Genomic DNA, 18,051 nt, shown 5'->3' on the forward strand with positions numbered 1-18,051 from the left:
AAAACTGCGCCATCTAAAACATGCTAAGCAACTTTTATTTCACCTGACCTCTTATAAAAACTTCAAAGGTCGATTACAATACCGCCATCTAAAAGGCAGCTGCCTTTATCTGCAAGCAAATAGAGTGGATTTTCTTCTTCATGGCAATCAAACTTGCAATTAATGGTTTTGGTCGAATCGGGCGCAATATCGTCCGTGCTCTGTATGAATCTGGGCTTGAAGATCAAATCAAAATTGTCGCTATTAACGAATTAGCCGACCCTAAGGGCATTGCCCATCTCCTTAAATACGATACATCTCACGGCCGCTTTTCTTTCCCTGTTAATCTTGGTGAAGATACTTTAACGGTTGCTAATGATTCTATTGCTTTGTTTGCAGAAGAAAACCCTGTAGAACTGCCTTGGAAAACACTTGATGTTGACGTGGTTCTTGAATGCACTGGGGTGTATCACTCTCGTGAACATGCAGAGCTACACATAACTGCTGGTGCAAAAAAAGTATTGTTTTCACAGCCTGCAGATGCTGATGTTGATGCCACGATTGTGTATGGTATTAACGATGATGAATTAAAAGCAGAACATACCATTGTTTCTAATGGCTCATGCACCACGAATTGTATTGTGCCAGTGATTAAAGTGTTAGATGACGCATTTTCGATTGAATCTGGAGCAATTACGACGATTCATGCCTCGATGCATGATCAGCAAGTGATTGATGCCTATCATCATGATTTACGTCGTACTCGTGCTGCAAGCCAGTCTATCATTCCGGTAGATACTAAGCTTGCTCGAGGTATTGAGCGTATTTTACCTAAGTTTCATAGCCGCTTTGAAGCTATCGCTGTTCGTGTACCAACTATCAATGTTACGGCGATGGATTTAAGTGTAACAGTGAATACAGATGTCAATTTAGCGACTGTCAATCAAGCACTTAAGTTAGCAGCCAAAGATCGTCTTGAGGGTATATTAAGCTACACAGAAGAGCCATTGGTATCAGTAGATTTTAATCATGACCCACATTCTTGTATCATAGATGGCACTCAGACACGTGTTAGTCATAAACGACTGATAAAGTTGTTAGTATGGTGTGATAATGAGTGGGGCTTTGCGAATCGTATGCTCGATACCGCGCGTGCGATGATGGCTGTAAGTCAATAATTTATAAATATAATATTAGTATCGTTAACAAAGGAGAAGTCCATGTCGGTCATTAAAATGGCAGATTTAGATTTAAACGGCAAACGCGTGTTAATTCGTGAAGATTTAAATGTGCCTGTAAAAGAAGGTAAAGTGACCTCTGACGCACGTATTCGTGCAGCATTACCTACAATCAAATTAGCGTTAGAAAAAGGCGCTAAAGTAATGGTAATGTCACACCTTGGCCGCCCTACGGAAGGGGAATATGATGAAGCCTTTTCACTTGCCCCTGTAGTTAATTATTTAAATGACGCACTTGAGCAAACTGTTCGTCTTGAAAAAGACTACCTAGAGGGCGTAGACGTTGCTGATAACGAAGTAGTTGTTTTCGAAAACGTCCGTTTTAACGCTGGCGAAAAGAAAAACGACGAAGCTCTGTCTAAAAAACTAGCTGCATTATGTGATGTTTACGTAATGGACGCATTTGGTACAGCTCACCGTGCACAAGCATCTACTCACGGTGTGGGTTTATTTGCTGACGTTGCATGTGCAGGCCCACTACTTGCAGCAGAGTTAGACGCACTAGGTAAAGCACTTGATAAACCAGCTCGTCCTTTAGTAGCTATCGTTGGTGGCTCTAAAGTATCGACTAAGTTAACTGTACTTGATTCACTTTCTAAAGTGGTTGATCAACTTGTAACAGGTGGTGGTATTGCTAATACCTTCATTGCAGCGGCAGGTCACCCGGTAGGTAAGTCTTTATTTGAAGCTGATTTAATTGATGAAGCAAACAAATTAAGTGCGGCGGCAAAAGCCAATAACGGTGAAATCCCGGTACCAACTGATGTTGTTGTAGGTAATGAGTTCTCTGAATCTGCAGTGGCAACATTAAAAGATGTGAATGAAGTAACAGACGAAGATATGATCTTCGATATTGGTCCAGATACAGCAAACCAATTAGCAAAAATCATTGCTAATGCAGGTACCGTTGTATGGAATGGTCCAGTAGGTGTATTTGAATTTGATCAATTTGGTAACGGCACTCGTGCTATTGCTGATGCGATTGCTAACTCAAATGCATTCTCGATTGCTGGTGGCGGTGATACGCTTGCAGCGATTGATAAATACGGCATTGCCGATAAAGTTTCTTACATTTCAACCGGTGGTGGTGCTTTCCTTGAATTTTTAGAAGGGAAAAAATTACCAGCAGTTGCTATGCTTGAAGAACGCGCTAAGTAATTAGTGCGTATACCAGCGTAATTATTAAGTAATTACGCTGGTTTAGCTGTTTATAAAATACCTCTCACCCTCGTTTTATTTACAGCTGTTACGGTTAGCGCAAGCTTTTCGTGATGCAGTGATGCATCAAAAAATAACTTATCCGTTCAAACTAGATAGTAGGGAACTACTGTCGATACAATTTGGAGAATACCAAATGGCTTTAATCAGTATGCGACAACTTCTTGATCATGCAGCTGAAAATGGTTACGGCGTACCTGCTTTTAACGTTAATAACCAAGAGCAAATGCGTGCAATTATGGAAGCGGCTGATAAAACAAACAGCCCTGTAATTGTACAAGGCTCAGCAGGCGCACGTGCCTATGCTGGTGCCCCTTTTATTCGTCATATGATTTTAGCAGCCGTTGAAGAATGGCCTCATATTCCAGTTGTAATGCACCAAGACCACGGTACTTCACCAGGTGTATGTCAGCGCTCAATCCAGTTAGGCTTTTCATCAGTTATGATGGATGGCTCATTAATGTCTGATGGTAAAACCCCTTCAAGCTACGAATACAATGTTGATGTGACTCGTCAAACCGTTGAAATGGCCCATGCGTGTGGTGTATCTGTTGAAGGCGAGCTAGGTGTTCTAGGTTCACTTGAAACAGGAGAAGCAGGTGAAGAAGACGGTGTTGGTGCAGAAGGTAAACTTTCTACTGATCAAATGCTAACAGATCCTGAAGAAGCAGCTGATTTTGTTCGTAAAACTAAAGTTGATGCACTTGCTATCGCTTGTGGTACTTCACATGGTGCGTATAAATTCACTCGTCCACCAACAGACGATATCTTAGCAATTGATCGCATCAAAGAGATCCACGCACGTATCCCTAACACTCACCTAGTAATGCATGGGTCGTCTTCAGTACCACAAGAGTGGTTAGAAGTGATCAACCAATACGGTGGTGAAATCCCTGAGACCTATGGTGTGCCAGTAGAGCAGATCATCGAAGGTATTAAATACGGTGTTCGTAAAGTAAATATCGATACTGATCTTCGTTTAGCGTCAACAGGTGCTATTCGTCGTCACTTGGCTTTAAATCCAGCTAACTTCGATCCACGTAAATACCTAGCTGAAGCAACGAAAGCAATGACAGAGATCTGTGTTGCTCGTTACGAAGCCTTTGGTACTGCGGGTCAAGCAGCTAAGATCAAGCCTATCTCTTTAGATGATATGCACCTTAAATACTTATCGGGTGAACTTGATCCACAAATCAAATAATTGATAGTAAATTGAAAAAACCGGCTTCTGATGCCGGTTTTTTTATGCCTTGCTCAAGCCGGATCAACGATATACTTACTCGTACATTTCAGGATCAATGTTTTACTAACCTTGGCTTTCACAGATCATTATTTTACTAGTTGGATACTGATCAATGACTTTTTATTGTTCACCTTTTAAACGAATTACAGATCACCTTAACATTAAATCAACAAGTTATCTTATTCTCTAAGTAAAAAACTGATCTGAGATTGATCAACTTAGTAAAAACCTGATCCTGATCTGGTTAAGTTAGTAGATCAGTGATCCGTAATTTTTAGGCGAAATATTTCCCCCTTGCCTTGACCAAAAGCCCTTTATGTTCGATTTTTAAGTTACTGCTTAAATTAAGGATCGCTACCATGAATAAACCTGCCATGATGTTGTCGAGCTTTGCAATGTGCTTTATTTCATTTCATAGTGCTGCTGAAGCCGTAGATGTGTATGGTCGGGCCCATTTAGGGGTTGCTAATAGCGATACTGGCGATGGCAGTGAAACTTCCATTGAGAGCTATAACTCACGTATGGGGATCAAGGGTAGCGGTGAAATAAGTGATGGTTTAAAAGCTGTATATAAGTTTGAATTTGCAGTAAATGCGGCTGATCAAGATAGTGATGGTAAAACTGAAGAGAATATTACCGCTCGTAATCAATATGTTGGCCTTCAAGGCAGTTATGGGCAGGTAGTGCTTGGTCGTCACGATACCGCGTTAAAGGTATCGCAGGGTAAAATTGATTTAATGAACGACTTTAATGGAGATGTTAAAGCCTTGTTTAATGGTGAAAATCGTCTTGGCGACGTGGTTCATTATAGTTCGCCCGTTGTCGGCAATATGCAATTTGTGGTCACTTATATTGCTGAAGATAATTCCAAACAAGATGAAGAAACCGGCGTTTCTGCGGCATTTATGTATGGCGATAGTAAATTTAAAAAAGCGCCTTACTTCGTAAGTGTTGCCCACGATAGTAAAGTAGCCGGCTACGATACAACACGGTTTACGGCGCAAGGTAAATTAGGTGATTTAACTTTAGGCGGTATGTATCAACAAAGTGAAAAAGTAACAGGTTCTGACAAAGAAGATGGTTTTTTAGTGAGCGCATCTTACAAAATCGATAAATATAAGTTACTAGCGCAGTATCAAGATACTGATGGCAGCTTTGGAAAGTTGAAAGACTCGGGTAGCGGTACCTCTGTTGGTGTTGAACGAAGCCTGTCAAAACAAGCACGTATGTATATGTGGTATACGCAATTCTCACTAGATAATAATGCTGATGAAGATCATGTGGCGGTCACTTTAAGGTATGACTTTTAATCTCGAATTCATCTTTTAAGCGTAAAAAATGGCTATTTTTGCATTGATTCTTTTGCGCTTTTTCAATTACTCGTTAGACTTTCATAAAAATGTCATACTTAGTCATAATAATGAAACCAGTTCGCTAACGAAAGAGATAAATTGGAATGTCACGTAAAGTACTAGTCGTCGATGACGAAGCACCTATCAGAGAGATGCTGGTTTTTGTTTTAGAGCAAAATGGTTTTCAAGCAATTGAAGCAGAAGATTATGACTCTGCAATTGAAGCAATGGTAGAGCCATACCCAGATATGGTTTTATTAGATTGGATGTTACCAGGTGGTAGCGGTATTCAAATTGCGAAAAAATTTAAGCAAAGCGAATATACTCGTCAAATTCCTATCATTATGCTGACAGCACGCGGCGAAGAAGAAGACAAAGTACGCGGTCTTGAAGTTGGCGCTGATGACTACGTAACAAAACCATTTTCGCCAAAAGAATTAATGGCGCGTATTAAAGCGGTTATTCGACGCGTTTCACCAACCTCATTAGAAGAAGCCATTGAAGTACATGGTTTACGTCTTGACCCTATTTCACACCGTGTAACATCAGAAGGTAGTGAATTAGATATGGGGCCTACTGAATTTAGACTACTGCATTTTTTCATGACTCATCCTGAACGTGTTTACAGCCGTGAACAATTACTTGATCATGTATGGGGTACAAATGTATACGTAGAAGACCGTACTGTTGATGTGCATATTCGTCGTCTACGTAAAGCTATTGCACCATTGGGGCATGACCGTTTAGTGCAAACCGTTCGCGGTGCAGGCTATCGTTTTTCAAGTAAATTATAAGTGTCATAGGAATGACCTTAACAAGCTAATTTACATACTTAAGGTAAAGTGAGTGTATGTATCGAGTAGTGAATAAACAGGCGTTAGCAAAACGTCTGTTTATGTATTTCTTACCTTTGTTATTAGTTGGCGTACTTGTAGGTGCGCCTTTTTTGCTTTTATTTTTAGGTTCTTTTGCACTTTTAATTTGGCATTATCATCAATTATATCGCCTTAGTGATTGGCTTCTAAATCAACGTAGCTTTAACCCACCTGAAGGGGAGGGGGCTTGGGAGCAGGTCTTTGAAGGAATTTATCATTTACAACATCGTAACCGTAAAAAGCGCAATGAGCTGGCAGATTTAATTCGCCGCTTTCGAGATGGTGCAGAAGCCGTACCTGATGCGGTTGTAGTACTACAAAAAGATCTAAGCATCATTTGGTGTAACCAACTGGCTTTAAAAGTTTTAGGTTTACAGTGGCCAACTGATCATGGACAACGCTTAGATAATCTCATTCGCGATCCTAAATTTGCAAAGTATATGCATAAAGCATGTTTTGACGAACCACTTGAGCTTGATGGCGGCCATAGCTACGATCAAACGTTAGAGTTTCGTGTTATGCCCTATGCAAGTTCACAATTGATGATGGTGGTACGTGATGTTACACGTTTAAAGCAACTTGAGCAGATGCGAAAAGACTTTGTGGCCAATGTTTCTCATGAGCTGAGAACACCGCTTACTGTGGTGACAGGCTACTTAGAAATGCTTGATTCAGACAGCTTACCTCCCCCTGCTATGTGGCAAAAAGCACAAACAACCATGCTTGAGCAATGTCAGCGTATGGATAGCTTGGTTAATCAATTACTGTCGTTATCGCGAATTGAAGGAGCGCGTCGGCAAGATAACGACAAGCCAGTAAATGTGCCTCAGCTACTTACTTATATTCAAACCGAAGCAAAGTCATTAAACCAAGAGAAAGGCCATGAGCTTATTTTTAATGTTGATGCAAGTTTAGATATTAAAGGGGCCGAAGACGAATTAAGGAGTGCCTTTTCTAACTTAGTATTTAATGCCATTCATTACACAAAGCCAGGTGGCAAGATTGTGGTTGATTGGCAGTTTAAAAATAACCAAGCCGCGTTTAGTGTGACCGATAATGGTGATGGTATTGCCGCTGAGCATATTAATCGTTTAACCGAGCGCTTTTATCGTGTTGATAAGGCTCGTAGCCGCACTACAGGTGGTTCTGGTTTAGGTTTAGCTATTACAAAACATGTGCTTACAAGACATGACAGTCGCTTAGATATCAGCAGTAAGTTGGGACAAGGCTCGACCTTTGCGTTCGCATTCGGTAGCGATAAAGTCGTGCGTATTGCTAATAAAACGGAAAAAACCGAAAAAACAGCAAAGTCATAAAAATGTCATTTAAGGGTAATCTAACTGTCATCTAGTGTCATTAGAGTAGACCGCAGTTAGGAAATGGGACGAACAAATCGGAGTAACCCCTATGAAATTCAAAAATCTCGTTGCCGCAATGGGTGTGGCTGTAACAACATTTGTATCAGCACAAGCAGCTGCAGTTGATAAAGATATGCCTGAGTACACTAAAACAAGTGGTATCTCTGGTAACTTCTCATCTGTAGGTTCTGACACTCTTGCTAACATGATGACGTTCTGGGCAGAAGAGTACAAGCGCTTCTATCCAAACGTAAACATTCAAATCCAAGCAGCGGGTTCTTCAACTGCTCCTCCAGCATTAACTGAAGGTACAGCAAACTTCGGCCCAATGAGCCGTCGTATGAAGTCAAAAGAAATCGAAGCATTCGAAAAGCGTTACGGCTACAAGCCAACTGAAGTACGCGTTGCAATCGATGCTCTAGCTGTATTCGTACACAAAGATAACCCAATCAAAGGTTTACGTATTGACCAAGTTGATGCGATTTTCTCTTCTACACGTAAATGTGGTGCAGATGCACAAGTTAATCGTTGGAGCGAAGTAGGTCTTGAGGGTGATTGGGCTGCAAAAGATATCCAGCTTTACGGTCGTAACTCAGTATCGGGTACTTACGGTTACTTCAAGAAGAAAGCACTGTGTAAAGGTGACTTCCGTAACAACGTAAACGAACAACCAGGTTCTGCATCCGTAGTACAGTCAATCTCTTCTTCTGTGAATGCGATTGGTTACTCAGGTATCGGTTATAAAACGTCAGGTGTACGTACAGTACCTCTTGCTAAGAAAGGTGATAACTTTGTTGATGCAACATTAGAAAACGTTGCAAAAGGTAAATACCCACTATCTCGTTTCTTATACGTTTATGTGAACAAGCACCCTAACAAACCGCTTTCACCAATCGATGCAGAGTTCTTAAAAATGGTTCTTTCTGTAGATGGTCAAAAAATTGTTGAGAAAGATGGTTATGTGCCACTTTCAGGCAAAATGGCAATGGCTGAACTTAAAAAGCTAGGCCTTCTGTAACAACCATACAGACATAGATGAAAAAACCGCTCATTGAGCGGTTTTTTTCGTTTAGCTTTTGGCAAATAGCTTGGCTTTTATTCGCTTTTGAGCGAGGCGTACTTGTTTACGCTTTTTACCTGATGGTGCCTTAAAGCTTTGAATTGGCATTACCGTTGGGTATTCATTGGGTAATGTAGGCACACTAAAGTTAGCGTGTTCATCTTTAGGCAAAGCAATTTCTTGTTGGTGTACACGAAGTGCCGCTAAGGTATCATCGTTTTCAACTTCGCTTGGGCATAAAAATAAACCCATTTTACGCATTTTAACACCTAAGCCGATGCTGCTTGAGTAGCGCACAATTGGTGCTGCCAAAATAAGGCCCACTAAAATCGGTGATAACCACCAAAAGAAAGTCGGTGTGTAATAGTAAGCAACCGAGCCCCAAATAATCGCCGTAATAGTCGAAAATAATGTATAACCAATCGCTTCTTTCCACGGCACCATTCTGCCTTCCCGAGGCTGTGCATCCCAACTTACTTTTTTACCTAAAAATACGCACACTACAAAATAGCTATGAAATACCATCATTAGCGGTGCAATCACTATCGCAAAAATCGTTTCGATTAGTGAACCTGCAATTAGCTTCATAGTGCCACCAAAGGCCTTATTACGGTGAACTAAAGTCACAATAACACCCATTAATTTAGGTAGTAATAACAGCACTGCAGTAATAAATAACAACGAATCAATTAAGTCAGTTTTGGCAATTTGCCAAGTTGGGAAAAGCTGATAAGCATGGTTAAAGTACACGTCGCTATTAAGTGCACGAGTCACCGCATCTAATGTGCTTAATGCCAGCATAGATAACCAAATTAACGATGAGATATATGCTGTGGCACCAAATAAAAAATGCATTTTACTCATTAGCTTAAGACCCGATTTAGGCAATAAACCTAAATGCTGGATATTACCTTGCACCCAACGTCTATCACGGATTGCGTAATCGAGAATGTTACTTGGTACTTCTTCGTAGCTACCTTCAATATCACTAAGCAGTAACACATCCCAACCACTACGATGTAGAAGTGAAGCTTCTACGAAGTCATGGCTTAAGATTTCACCACCAAATGGGGCATTGCCTTTTAGAACTGGCAAACCGCAGCATTTAGTGAATGCTTCAACGCGAATAATCGCATTGTGACCCCAGTAATTTGCTTGGTTTGTTTGCCAAAAAGCAGACCCTGTTGCCAACATTGGGCTATATAAAATGGATGCAAACTGTAAAAAGCGACCAAAAAAAGTGTCTTGGCGAACTGGGATGGGAATAGTTTGGATCAAACCTGATTTTGGATTACTGATCATGCTAGAAGTCAGCTCAAGCATACATTGACCCGTCATAATGCTATCGGCATCAAGTACAATCATGTGATCGTATTGGCTGCCCCAACGTTCGCAAAAGTCAGTTAAATTACCTACTTTACGGTGTTTATTGTCTTCACGGCGACGATAAAAAGTGTGCTTAGCTAAATCACCTAAGCGCTCAGTGAGTGCATTCCACGCTTTAAGTTCATTACGTGCAATTTCAGGGTTTTGGGTGTCACTGAGCAAGTAAAAATCATAATGTGGCATTTGCCCTGTTTTAGCCAGCGAGCGTAAACTTACCTCAAAACCTGCGATTACACGCTCTGTATCCTCGTTGTAGATAGGCATAACAATGGCTGTTTTAGTTTGGCTCAAGGCATGCTGATTAATTTCGATTGGCTTTTGACGTTTTAAGGTTAAAGGGTCAATACGAAATAATTGCAGGATGAAGCCCATGCAGCCACTACAAAAAGCTGTAACGATCCACGCGAAGGTAACTGTAAATAATGCTAGTAAAGCGTACTCAAGCGGTGTCATGCCGTTAGAATTTAAAATATCGAACATGATCCACACGCCGTAAGCGGTAATGGTGAGCGCTAGGCTCGAAAAAAGCCAAGCGCGGGTTTTCTTAAATGGCATTGCTGTTGCCTTTAATTCTTTACTATTGGACGTCGTTTGGATACCAGACATAGCTCCATACCTCGCTGATTTCTTTATCACGTAGTTTTAACGATAAGCGCATATCAACAGGCTTATCTCCCTCTGGCGCCACTTTAAAGGCTACGCGCCATCCTTGATTGTTTGGTAACTGTTGTACCGTTTTATCACTTATTTGCCCTGCAGAGAGTGTAAGATCCGCTTGCATGGCGAAATTAGCAGATAATTTGTTAATAGTTTCCCCACTAAAGTCGACGGTAAATTGGCGATGGCTTTTAGGTGGTGGGTTCTTCTCACCCGGAAGTGCTGCACTGCCAATTCGGGTTCTTAAAACACTCGCTTTATCTTGAGCTGCAAGCGTGGCATTGAAAGTCGAAAGCTTGTAACTAAAACTTAAGCTGTCACCAGCTTTCATTGGCTGATCTGGCACCCAGTAGCTAACAATATTGTCGTTGGTTTCTGTATCTGTAGGGATTTCTACTAGCTCAACACGACCTTTACCCCAATTACCCACTGGCTCAATCCACATGCTTGGACGGTTGTGATAATGCGCTTCGGTATCAAGGTAGTTATTAAAGTCACGATCTCGCTGTGCTAGACCAAACCCTTTCGGGTTGTCGTAGCTAAACGAAGTAACGCTCAATTTCTTCGGATTATTCAATGCACGCCAAACCCATTGGCCTTGTTCTGATTGCATTAAAAGGCCATCAGAGTCATGTACTTCAGGACGGTAATCATCAAAGAACTTGGTACTGTTTTCGCCGTGATAGAACATGCTTGTTAACGGGGCAATACCGAGCTTTTTGATGTCTTTGCGTGCAAAAATTTGCAGCTGTGTTTTCACTTCAGTATTCGTTGAAGGTGTTAACTCAAAACGATATGCGCCTGAAACTGATGGGCTATCGAGTAGTGCATAGAGCACGATAGTTGTGTCTTCTGGTGCCGGTTTTACTAACCAGAACTCTTTGAAAACGGGAAACTCTTCACCTGAGCTGAGTGCTGTATCAACTGCAAGACCACGAGCTGACAGACCATATACTTGATGCGGGCCAACTAAGCGAAAATACGAAGCACCTTGGAATACAGCTACTTCATCTTTATATTCGTTGTTATTCAGTGGAAAATGCAAACGAAAACCCGCGTGGCCCAGTTGCGTATTAGCAATGGCAGTATTGATCTCTTGCTCTAACGGTGCAGCGGTTGCATCGTAACGATAGTAATCGGTTTTAAACGGTAAACTTTTTACTTCAGCATTTTGCTCAAGGGTATTTATTGCAACTGGTGAGCGATATAAAAAACCTGGGTGGAATAACTGCACTTCATAAAGGCTTTGATCTTTCCAAATTGCTTGCTCAGTACGAAAACGGATTGCACGATAGTCCTGATAACCAATGCTAGTTAATGCTTCAAGTTCTAATTCTTTAGGCGCAACATACGGCTCAGATGCTAATTTTTTCGCACGTGCGGTGATAACTTCAAATAACTTTTCTTGAGGTATAGTGATCATTGCAGGCTTAAGCTCAACAGCGGCATTATCCTTTACTTGCTGTTTTTCATTTTCGGTAGCTTGAACCTCTGCGGCTGTTTGTTCTGTTTTAGTCGCTTTTGGCTGGTCTGGTTCTTCAACAGCGTAACTATGACCTGCACTCATGGCTAATAATACGCCCAAGAAGGTCTTCTTTTTGACAGCGCTGAAGAGCTTAGTTCGGGTTTCTGGTCTCATTCAATTTTCCTTTAGCCGTAAATCACGTTAATTCATTCATACCCCTTAGCAATTCCTGAACCCAAATAAAAAATAATATTCTCAATGACTTTGAGTTGGTACAGCTAAATGCGAAGAGTAAAATTTTGAAATTAGTGAGAAACAATTACATGGTTGCAGTTGTTTATTCGTCACCAATATGGAGAAGTTTAATGAACGAAAGCTTGCCCTAATATGAATAGCTTAATGGGTAAATAAAAATATGAACAAAATTACCAGAGGCTTAATTATGAAAGCGAAATTGTAATCGAGGAAAGGGGGAGTATAGGCACTGAACAGGCTTTCAGTGCCTCAAAATTAATCTAAACGAATCAATGGTATTATTTAACTTCGCCTAATTTTTCTGCATTTGCTTTACATTGATTGTAAGCTTCAATGCACTTATTGCTACAGACTTTATGAACTAAGCCATCAGCGGTACTTTGTTGTTCACAACTTGCTTCACATTGATAGTTTTGTTGAGCACATTGCTGCATTTCTGGATTGTCAATTTTGTTTGAGCAGGCAGACAGTAATGTCATTGCAAACAATGTAGCTGCAATTGCTGGTAGTTTTTTCATGCTTATCCCTAGTTTATGTCTTTTCTTTGCAATCCATCTTACCCAGATTACAGCTATTTAATCCAGCTCAACTTGTAAATTGTCAATTAAACGCACTGAGCCTAAATAGGCGGCAGCTAAAATAACAAGTTGTTTGTCAGCCGCAGTGGCAGCTTTTAGTGTTGAACGATCTGCTATAGCGTAGTAGTCAGGCTTTAGCCCTGCAGCTTCAAGCTGTGCTTTTGCAGCAGCTTCGAGTGCAGCAATGTCATCGTTACCTTTTTTAAGTGCCGCTGCAGTATTGTTTAGTGTGGCAAACAGAACTTTTGCTGTGTCTTTTTGCTCGTCAGATAAGTAACCATTACGAGAGCTCATCGCTAGGCCTGATATTTCACGGCAAGTTGGAACGCCAACAATTTCAACAGGGATAGATAAGTCGCGCGTCATGGTTTTAATGACTTGCAGCTGCTGAAAATCTTTTTCACCAAAACAGGCAAAATCAGGTTGAACTAGGTTGAATAACTTAGTGACAACCGTTGCGACACCTTTGAAGTGACCAGGACGTGAGCCACCACAGTAACCCATAGAGACACCAGGTACATCGACAAAACTTTGCTCGCCTAAACCATTTGGATAAATGGTCTCAACGGATGGTGTAAATACAATATCAGTACCAAGATCAGCTAAACCTTGTTTATCTTCGTTTAATGTACGCGGATAGCTATCAAGATCTTCATTTTTACCAAACTGCATCGGGTTAACAAATATACTCACGACTACTTTATCAGCGAGTGTCTTGGCTTTTTCAACAAGTGAAAAGTGGCCTTGATGTAAATTGCCCATAGTAGGCACTAGCGCAATGCTTAAGCCTGCTTGACGCCAAGCCTTGATTTGACTGCGTAAGGATTTTATTTCAGTGATTGATTGCATTTATTTAAACTCGTGTTCGGCACTTGGGAAAGCACCACTTTTTACATCTTCACAATACTTTTGCACTGCAGCTGGCATATTGCCGGTTTCTAACAAAAAGTTCTTTGAAAACTTTGGAATATAGCCTGCAGAAATACCTACTAGGTCGTGCATTACTAAGATTTGACCATCGGTCTGATTACCTGCCCCAATACCGATCGTAGGAATGCTCAGCTCATCTGTAATACGCTTAGCAAGCTCACTAGGAATACACTCTAAAACAAGTAATTGTGCACCAGCAGCCTCAAGTGCTTTAGCATCGCTAACCATTTTGTCTGCTTGAGATTGCTCTCGGCCTTGAATTTTAAAACCGCCAAATACGTGTACTGATTGTGGTGTTAGGCCTAAGTGACCACAAACAGGAATACCTTGCTGGGTCATCGCACGGATGCTGTCGTGAAGCCATTCACCACCTTCAAGCTTGACCATGTTTGCCCCTGCACGCATAAGCTCAGCAGCATTTTTACAAGCATCAGTTGGGTTGGCATAAGTCATAAATGGTAAGTCTGCAATAACAAATAACTCACGGCTACCTGCTCGTACGCATCGCGTATGATAAGCAATATCTGTGTTGGTTACCGCTAATGTATCATCAGCACCTTGCAAAACCATACCTAACGAGTCACCCACTAAAATCACTTCGACGCCATTATCATGAAACAATTTAGCAAAACTGGCATCGTAGGCCGTTAATGCGGTGATTTTTTGTTGTTCATGTTTCATTTTATTAAGTGTTGAAACGGTGATTTTAGACATAATTTCCTCTAAGGCTTAGCCTTGGTTGATTACTGCTGAGGGAGTTGTTGTAAACCGTTTAAAGGTAACGTTTTTGTTATATCAGCAAGTGATTGATTACTCGGTAGTACAAGCGTTGGCGCAATTTCCAACAATGGATAAACAACAAATTCTCGCTGTGTTAGGCCATAATGAGGCACGGTCAAGCGAGGGGTGTCTATCACGTCATTACCAAACAATAGAATATCTATATCAAGGGTGCGAGGACCCCAGCGTTCTTCTTTTCTAACACGGCCATGTTCAAGTTCGATAGCTTGAGTTAAATCAAGCAATTGTTCTGGCTCAAGTGCAGTTTTAACACAAGCGACCGCATTTACATAATCGGGTTGATCTTGAGGCCCCATAGGTTTGCTTGCGTAGTCATGCGATACACAAACAAACTCAACATCTTTTAATGCTTTTAGGGCAGCGACAGCAGCATGAATTTGTTTACGTGGCGCGTTTAAATTAGCGCCTAAACCTAAATAAACGGTATGCATGCTTAGTCTACTTTTTTCTTGCGCGGACGACGGCGACGTTTAGGACCGCCTTGGTGCCCTAAATTTTTAACCATCTCTTTTTGGCCATTGATGTCTTGGCTTAGGTAGGCTGTCCACCAATCTGCTAGCTCTTTCAGCTGTTCTTCACCTGCCTGCACACGAAGTAGTAAGAAGTCATAGGCGGCTTTGAAGCGAGGCTGTTGAGTGAGCCTGTAAGCGCGCTGACCACCTCGTTTATCAAGGCGTTGTTGAATATGCCAAATATCGCGTGCACCAAGTGTGAAGCGTTTGGGTACTGCGACATGTTGTGCGTTTTCACTCAGTACTTTATTCATCGCTTGTGCAAATGCATCGTACTCTGAAAGTTGATCACGTAGTTGTAACTTCTTAGCAATACTCAGTAATGGGAACCACAACAAGGCTGCAAAAATAAATGCTGGGGTGACTTTTTTATCTGCGTTAATACGTTTATCGGTGTTTTTAAACATTTGCAGGATAAACGCATGTTCTAGGCCATCAGGGTTTGCATCTAAGATTTTATCAAGCGCTGGGAATAATGCTTTGAATAACCCATACTGGCGCAGCATTAAGTAGTTTTCTTCAGCTTTGCCGTTTAAGAACAACTTAAGTGATTCTTCAAATAAACGAGCAGGCGGAATATGGTCAAGTAAATTAGCAAGGCCTTTAATTGGCTTTTCGGTGCCTGGTGCAATGCTCATGCCCAGTTTTGTTGCAAAACGAACAGCACGCAGCATGCGCACAGGGTCTTCCCTGTAGCGTGTTTCAGGGTCGCCAATAAGCTCAATTTGTTTTGCTTTTATAGCACTAATACCGTTGGCATAGTCATAGATACAAAAATCGTTAATTGAGTAATAAAGTGCATTAATAGAAAAATCGCGTCGCTCGGCATCTTCTTCGATGCTGCCATAGACATTATCGCGAAGTAGTTGTCCGTGTTCGCTTGATTGGCTAATTTGATTTTTACTTTCGTCAGCTTCGTGATGACCTCGCATGGTCGCCACTTCAATCACTTCTCGGCCAAATACAATATGGGCTAAACGAAAACGACGACCGATTAGGCGACAGTTGCGAAATAGCTTTTTGATCTGTTCAGGCGTTGCGTTTGTTACAACATCGAAGTCTTTAGGTTGTTGACCTAACAATATATCTCGAATACAACCACCAACAAGGTAGGCATCAAAACCACCTTCTTTAAGGCGGTATAATACTTTGATTGCATTTGGGCTAAATTGTTTGCGTGAAATACCATGTTCACTGCGCTCGATCACCAAAGGTAATTCGCTCGTTGATAAAGCATCACTTGATGTCGTGGCATTTGGGCCAATAATTTGCCGACAAAATTGAAAAAGCTTGGAAATAATAATCTGTCTCCTACGACGCGGACTTTGCGACTCATCAAGTATAGCGTTTGTTTGTTACTTCGCCGATGTGAGATTGACGTGTAATCAATGTGTTTTAAATGACGCTAAATTAAGGTGTTGATGATTCGCACACTTTGGGTCGCTATCATATACCAGCAGGGCTGAAAAATTAAGTTACTCGGCCTTTAAAATTGGCAATTTATTTTTCAATAGGAACAAAGTCACAAAAAGTAGAGTTCGAATCCTCGTTAACTTGTATTTCTTGTACCTTTGGAATGTATTCAAGACGGTAAGTTTCGACTGCCCATGCTAGCATTTGTTCTATATCTAATGACAGTAGAGAGACTTCTGGCTTTAAACCTAAAAAGCGAAAGGCATCGAACAAGGCCGGTTTTGGATCTGATTTCGCTATTGCTGGCGCGTAATTCTGTTTCGATAGCTTAAAACCAGGTTTAGCAACCGCTAACGGTAGATGTGCATATTGTGGAGCAGGTTTATTGAGTTGCTTAAACAAACTGAGTTGTCGTGCAGTTGGCTCAATTAAATCAGCGCCACGAACTACTCGTGTTATATCTTGTGCAATATCATCAACGACCACGACCAGTTGGTAAGCAAATAAACCATCACTTCGCTTTATTAAGTAGTCTTCTTTGGCAAGTTGGCTATTTACACTAACCTCACCTTGAATTAAATCATGATAGTGACTTGTTGCATATTGCTGGGTTAAACGCAGTGCTGAATCAGCTAAAGAGTGGTTTTTATCTCGGCAATGGCCTTGGTAAATTCCCCCGATAGCTTTAATTTCTTTACGGGTGCAATGACATGCATAAACAAGGTTTTGTGAAATTAGCTCATCAACAATTGCTTGGTATTGCTCATGACGCTGGGTTTGGTAAATGACGGGCTCGTCCCAGTATAGGCCGTAAGCCTCTAGGGTATGTAATATATCGTCGCTAGCACCGCTTACAACACGCGTTGTGTCGATATCTTCAATGCGTACTAACCATTTTCCTTGATTGGCTTTTGCATCAAGGAAGCTACCCACAGCCGCTATAAGTGAGCCAAAATGTAATGGCCCTGAAGGGGATGGCGCAAAGCGGCCACGATATTCACGCATTGGCGTGTTAACGGCTGTGGTAGACATGGGCTAATTAAAGGATATTAACCGCGTCCAGATTGCTTTTCTTTAATTTCCGCAAGCGTTTTGCAGTCTACACATAAATCAGCTGTAGGACGCGCTTCTAAACGGCGGATACCAATTTCAATACCACATGATTCACAGAAACCAAAATCGTCTTCTTTGATTAATTGAATCGTTTTTTCTATTTTCTTGATCAGTTTACGCTCGCGGTCACGAGTACGAAGTTCTAATGAGAATTCTTCTTCTTGTGCTGCACGGTCTACTGGATCTGGAAAGTTAGCTGCTTCGTCTTGCATATGCGATTTAGTACGGTCTACTTCGTTACGTAAATCGTTACGCCAAGCTTCTAAAATTGTTTTGAAATGAGCACGTTGTGCTTCATTCATATACTCTTCACCTGGTTTTTCTTGATATGGATCCAACCCGGCTTGAGCCAATAACCCTAGTCTTTTTTGGTCTGGCATAACTTTCTCCTAAATCCTTAATATTTTGCCCAGCATTAGCCGGCGGCTATAAATAGCAGAATCATTAGGTTGAGGCAAATTTTTTTTTAATTAATCCTATAGGCCTCGAGCTGATGATTGCTCAAATAATTATGGGCGGTTTTGTAAGCCCTTAACTATCCGTTAATTTTTTAAAATTTGCATAGTTATATGGGCAAAAAAAAATAATACAACTTAAATCGTGTTATTTACTGCTGTT

The 18,051-nt window shown here is 41.2% G+C and carries 16 protein-coding genes; 7 read left to right on the forward strand and 9 right to left on the reverse strand.

All coding sequences use genetic code 11. The features are described 5' to 3' along the window. The first annotated feature begins 140 nt into the window (after positions 1 to 140). The 7 genes from epd (at position 141) to HCZ11_RS14465 (ending at position 8,281) form a co-directional block, all read left to right on the forward strand. Positions 141 to 1,157, forward strand: coding sequence for an erythrose-4-phosphate dehydrogenase (gene epd, locus HCZ11_RS14435; RefSeq protein WP_167658744.1), 1,017 nt, complete (start codon positions 141 to 143; stop codon positions 1,155 to 1,157). 42 nt (positions 1,158 to 1,199) lie between these two features. Next, positions 1,200 to 2,375, forward strand: a complete 1,176-nt coding sequence (locus tag HCZ11_RS14440) for a phosphoglycerate kinase (RefSeq protein ID WP_130050721.1) — start codon at positions 1,200 to 1,202, stop codon at positions 2,373 to 2,375. A 196-nt stretch (positions 2,376 to 2,571) separates the two neighbouring features. Beyond that, positions 2,572 to 3,636: a class II fructose-bisphosphate aldolase gene (gene fba / locus HCZ11_RS14445; protein WP_063703260.1), complete on the forward strand. Its 1,065-nt coding sequence runs from the start codon at positions 2,572 to 2,574 to the stop codon at positions 3,634 to 3,636. A 401-nt stretch (positions 3,637 to 4,037) separates the two neighbouring features. Beyond that, positions 4,038 to 4,988 carry a porin gene (locus tag HCZ11_RS14450; RefSeq protein WP_130050722.1) on the forward strand — a complete coding sequence of 317 codons (951 nt, stop codon included), beginning with the start codon at positions 4,038 to 4,040 and terminating at the stop codon, positions 4,986 to 4,988. 146 nt (positions 4,989 to 5,134) lie between these two features. After that, positions 5,135 to 5,824 (forward strand): phosphate regulon transcriptional regulator PhoB, encoded by a 690-nt coding sequence (phoB, locus tag HCZ11_RS14455; protein ID WP_036970740.1) that lies wholly within the window; start codon positions 5,135 to 5,137, stop codon positions 5,822 to 5,824. A 56-nt stretch (positions 5,825 to 5,880) separates the two neighbouring features. Beyond that, complete coding sequence (gene phoR, locus HCZ11_RS14460; protein WP_167658745.1) at positions 5,881 to 7,221, forward strand: phosphate regulon sensor histidine kinase PhoR; 1,341 nt, start codon at positions 5,881 to 5,883, stop codon at positions 7,219 to 7,221. Positions 7,222 to 7,312: 91 nt separating this feature from the next. Beyond that, positions 7,313 to 8,281 (forward strand): PstS family phosphate ABC transporter substrate-binding protein, encoded by a 969-nt coding sequence (locus HCZ11_RS14465; RefSeq protein WP_167658746.1) that lies wholly within the window; start codon positions 7,313 to 7,315, stop codon positions 8,279 to 8,281. Positions 8,282 to 8,332: 51 nt separating this feature from the next. Here HCZ11_RS14465 and mdoH read toward each other — a convergent pair whose 3' ends face one another. From mdoH to dksA, 9 genes are all read right to left on the reverse strand, one after another. After that, positions 8,333 to 10,315, reverse strand: coding sequence for a glucans biosynthesis glucosyltransferase MdoH (gene mdoH / locus HCZ11_RS14470; protein WP_130050725.1), 1,983 nt, complete (start codon positions 10,313 to 10,315; stop codon positions 8,333 to 8,335). Then, positions 10,287 to 12,005 (reverse strand): glucan biosynthesis protein, encoded by a 1,719-nt coding sequence (locus HCZ11_RS14475; protein WP_167658747.1) that lies wholly within the window; start codon positions 12,003 to 12,005, stop codon positions 10,287 to 10,289. The genes mdoH and HCZ11_RS14475 overlap by 29 nt, the downstream gene beginning before the upstream one ends. Before the next feature lie 359 nt (positions 12,006 to 12,364). Continuing rightward, on the reverse strand, positions 12,365 to 12,604 hold the full coding sequence (locus HCZ11_RS14480; RefSeq protein ID WP_062564854.1) for a hypothetical protein: 240 nt from the start codon (positions 12,602 to 12,604) through the stop codon (positions 12,365 to 12,367). Between the two features lie 57 nt (positions 12,605 to 12,661). After that, positions 12,662 to 13,513: a pantoate--beta-alanine ligase gene (panC, locus tag HCZ11_RS14485; protein WP_167658748.1), complete on the reverse strand. Its 852-nt coding sequence runs from the start codon at positions 13,511 to 13,513 to the stop codon at positions 12,662 to 12,664. After that, the gene (panB, locus tag HCZ11_RS14490) at positions 13,514 to 14,308 is read right to left on the reverse strand and encodes a 3-methyl-2-oxobutanoate hydroxymethyltransferase (RefSeq protein WP_130050728.1); all 795 of its coding nucleotides are present in this window, start codon (positions 14,306 to 14,308) and stop codon (positions 13,514 to 13,516) included. A gap of 29 nt (positions 14,309 to 14,337) precedes the next feature. Beyond that, the gene (gene folK / locus HCZ11_RS14495) at positions 14,338 to 14,826 is read right to left on the reverse strand and encodes a 2-amino-4-hydroxy-6-hydroxymethyldihydropteridine diphosphokinase (RefSeq protein WP_130050729.1); all 489 of its coding nucleotides are present in this window, start codon (positions 14,824 to 14,826) and stop codon (positions 14,338 to 14,340) included. Positions 14,827 to 14,828: 2 nt separating this feature from the next. Next, positions 14,829 to 16,115, reverse strand: a complete 1,287-nt coding sequence (pcnB, locus tag HCZ11_RS14500) for a polynucleotide adenylyltransferase PcnB (protein WP_233786756.1) — start codon at positions 16,113 to 16,115, stop codon at positions 14,829 to 14,831. A gap of 292 nt (positions 16,116 to 16,407) precedes the next feature. Then, a complete protein-coding gene (gluQRS, locus tag HCZ11_RS14505) occupies positions 16,408 to 17,352 on the reverse strand; it encodes a tRNA glutamyl-Q(34) synthetase GluQRS (RefSeq protein WP_167658749.1) in 945 nt (314 codons plus the stop codon). Positions 17,353 to 17,369: 17 nt separating this feature from the next. Continuing rightward, a complete protein-coding gene (gene dksA, locus HCZ11_RS14510; RefSeq protein WP_130050732.1) occupies positions 17,370 to 17,813 on the reverse strand; it encodes an RNA polymerase-binding protein DksA in 444 nt (147 codons plus the stop codon). Between the last annotated feature and the right edge of the window lie 238 nt (positions 17,814 to 18,051).

This window comes from Pseudoalteromonas sp. HF66, from assembly GCF_011806445.1.
Lineage (GTDB): Bacteria > Pseudomonadota > Gammaproteobacteria > Enterobacterales > Alteromonadaceae > Pseudoalteromonas > Pseudoalteromonas apostichopi.

Coding starts and splice junctions, on each gene's coding strand:
- folK (WP_130050729.1), bottom strand. CDS start 14,826: ATGCATACCGTTTATTTAGGTTTAGGCGCTAATTTAAACGCGCCACGT.
- mdoH (WP_130050725.1), bottom strand. CDS start 10,315: ATGTCTGGTATCCAAACGACGTCCAATAGTAAAGAATTAAAGGCAACA.
- epd (WP_167658744.1), top strand. CDS start 141: ATGGCAATCAAACTTGCAATTAATGGTTTTGGTCGAATCGGGCGCAAT.
- HCZ11_RS14465 (WP_167658746.1), top strand. CDS start 7,313: ATGAAATTCAAAAATCTCGTTGCCGCAATGGGTGTGGCTGTAACAACA.
- HCZ11_RS14450 (WP_130050722.1), top strand. CDS start 4,038: ATGAATAAACCTGCCATGATGTTGTCGAGCTTTGCAATGTGCTTTATT.
- dksA (WP_130050732.1), bottom strand. CDS start 17,813: ATGCCAGACCAAAAAAGACTAGGGTTATTGGCTCAAGCCGGGTTGGAT.
- panB (WP_130050728.1), bottom strand. CDS start 14,308: ATGTCTAAAATCACCGTTTCAACACTTAATAAAATGAAACATGAACAA.
- phoR (WP_167658745.1), top strand. CDS start 5,881: ATGTATCGAGTAGTGAATAAACAGGCGTTAGCAAAACGTCTGTTTATG.
- gluQRS (WP_167658749.1), bottom strand. CDS start 17,352: ATGTCTACCACAGCCGTTAACACGCCAATGCGTGAATATCGTGGCCGC.
- fba (WP_063703260.1), top strand. CDS start 2,572: ATGGCTTTAATCAGTATGCGACAACTTCTTGATCATGCAGCTGAAAAT.
- phoB (WP_036970740.1), top strand. CDS start 5,135: ATGTCACGTAAAGTACTAGTCGTCGATGACGAAGCACCTATCAGAGAG.
- HCZ11_RS14440 (WP_130050721.1), top strand. CDS start 1,200: ATGTCGGTCATTAAAATGGCAGATTTAGATTTAAACGGCAAACGCGTG.
- panC (WP_167658748.1), bottom strand. CDS start 13,513: ATGCAATCAATCACTGAAATAAAATCCTTACGCAGTCAAATCAAGGCT.
- HCZ11_RS14480 (WP_062564854.1), bottom strand. CDS start 12,604: ATGAAAAAACTACCAGCAATTGCAGCTACATTGTTTGCAATGACATTA.
- HCZ11_RS14475 (WP_167658747.1), bottom strand. CDS start 12,005: ATGAGACCAGAAACCCGAACTAAGCTCTTCAGCGCTGTCAAAAAGAAG.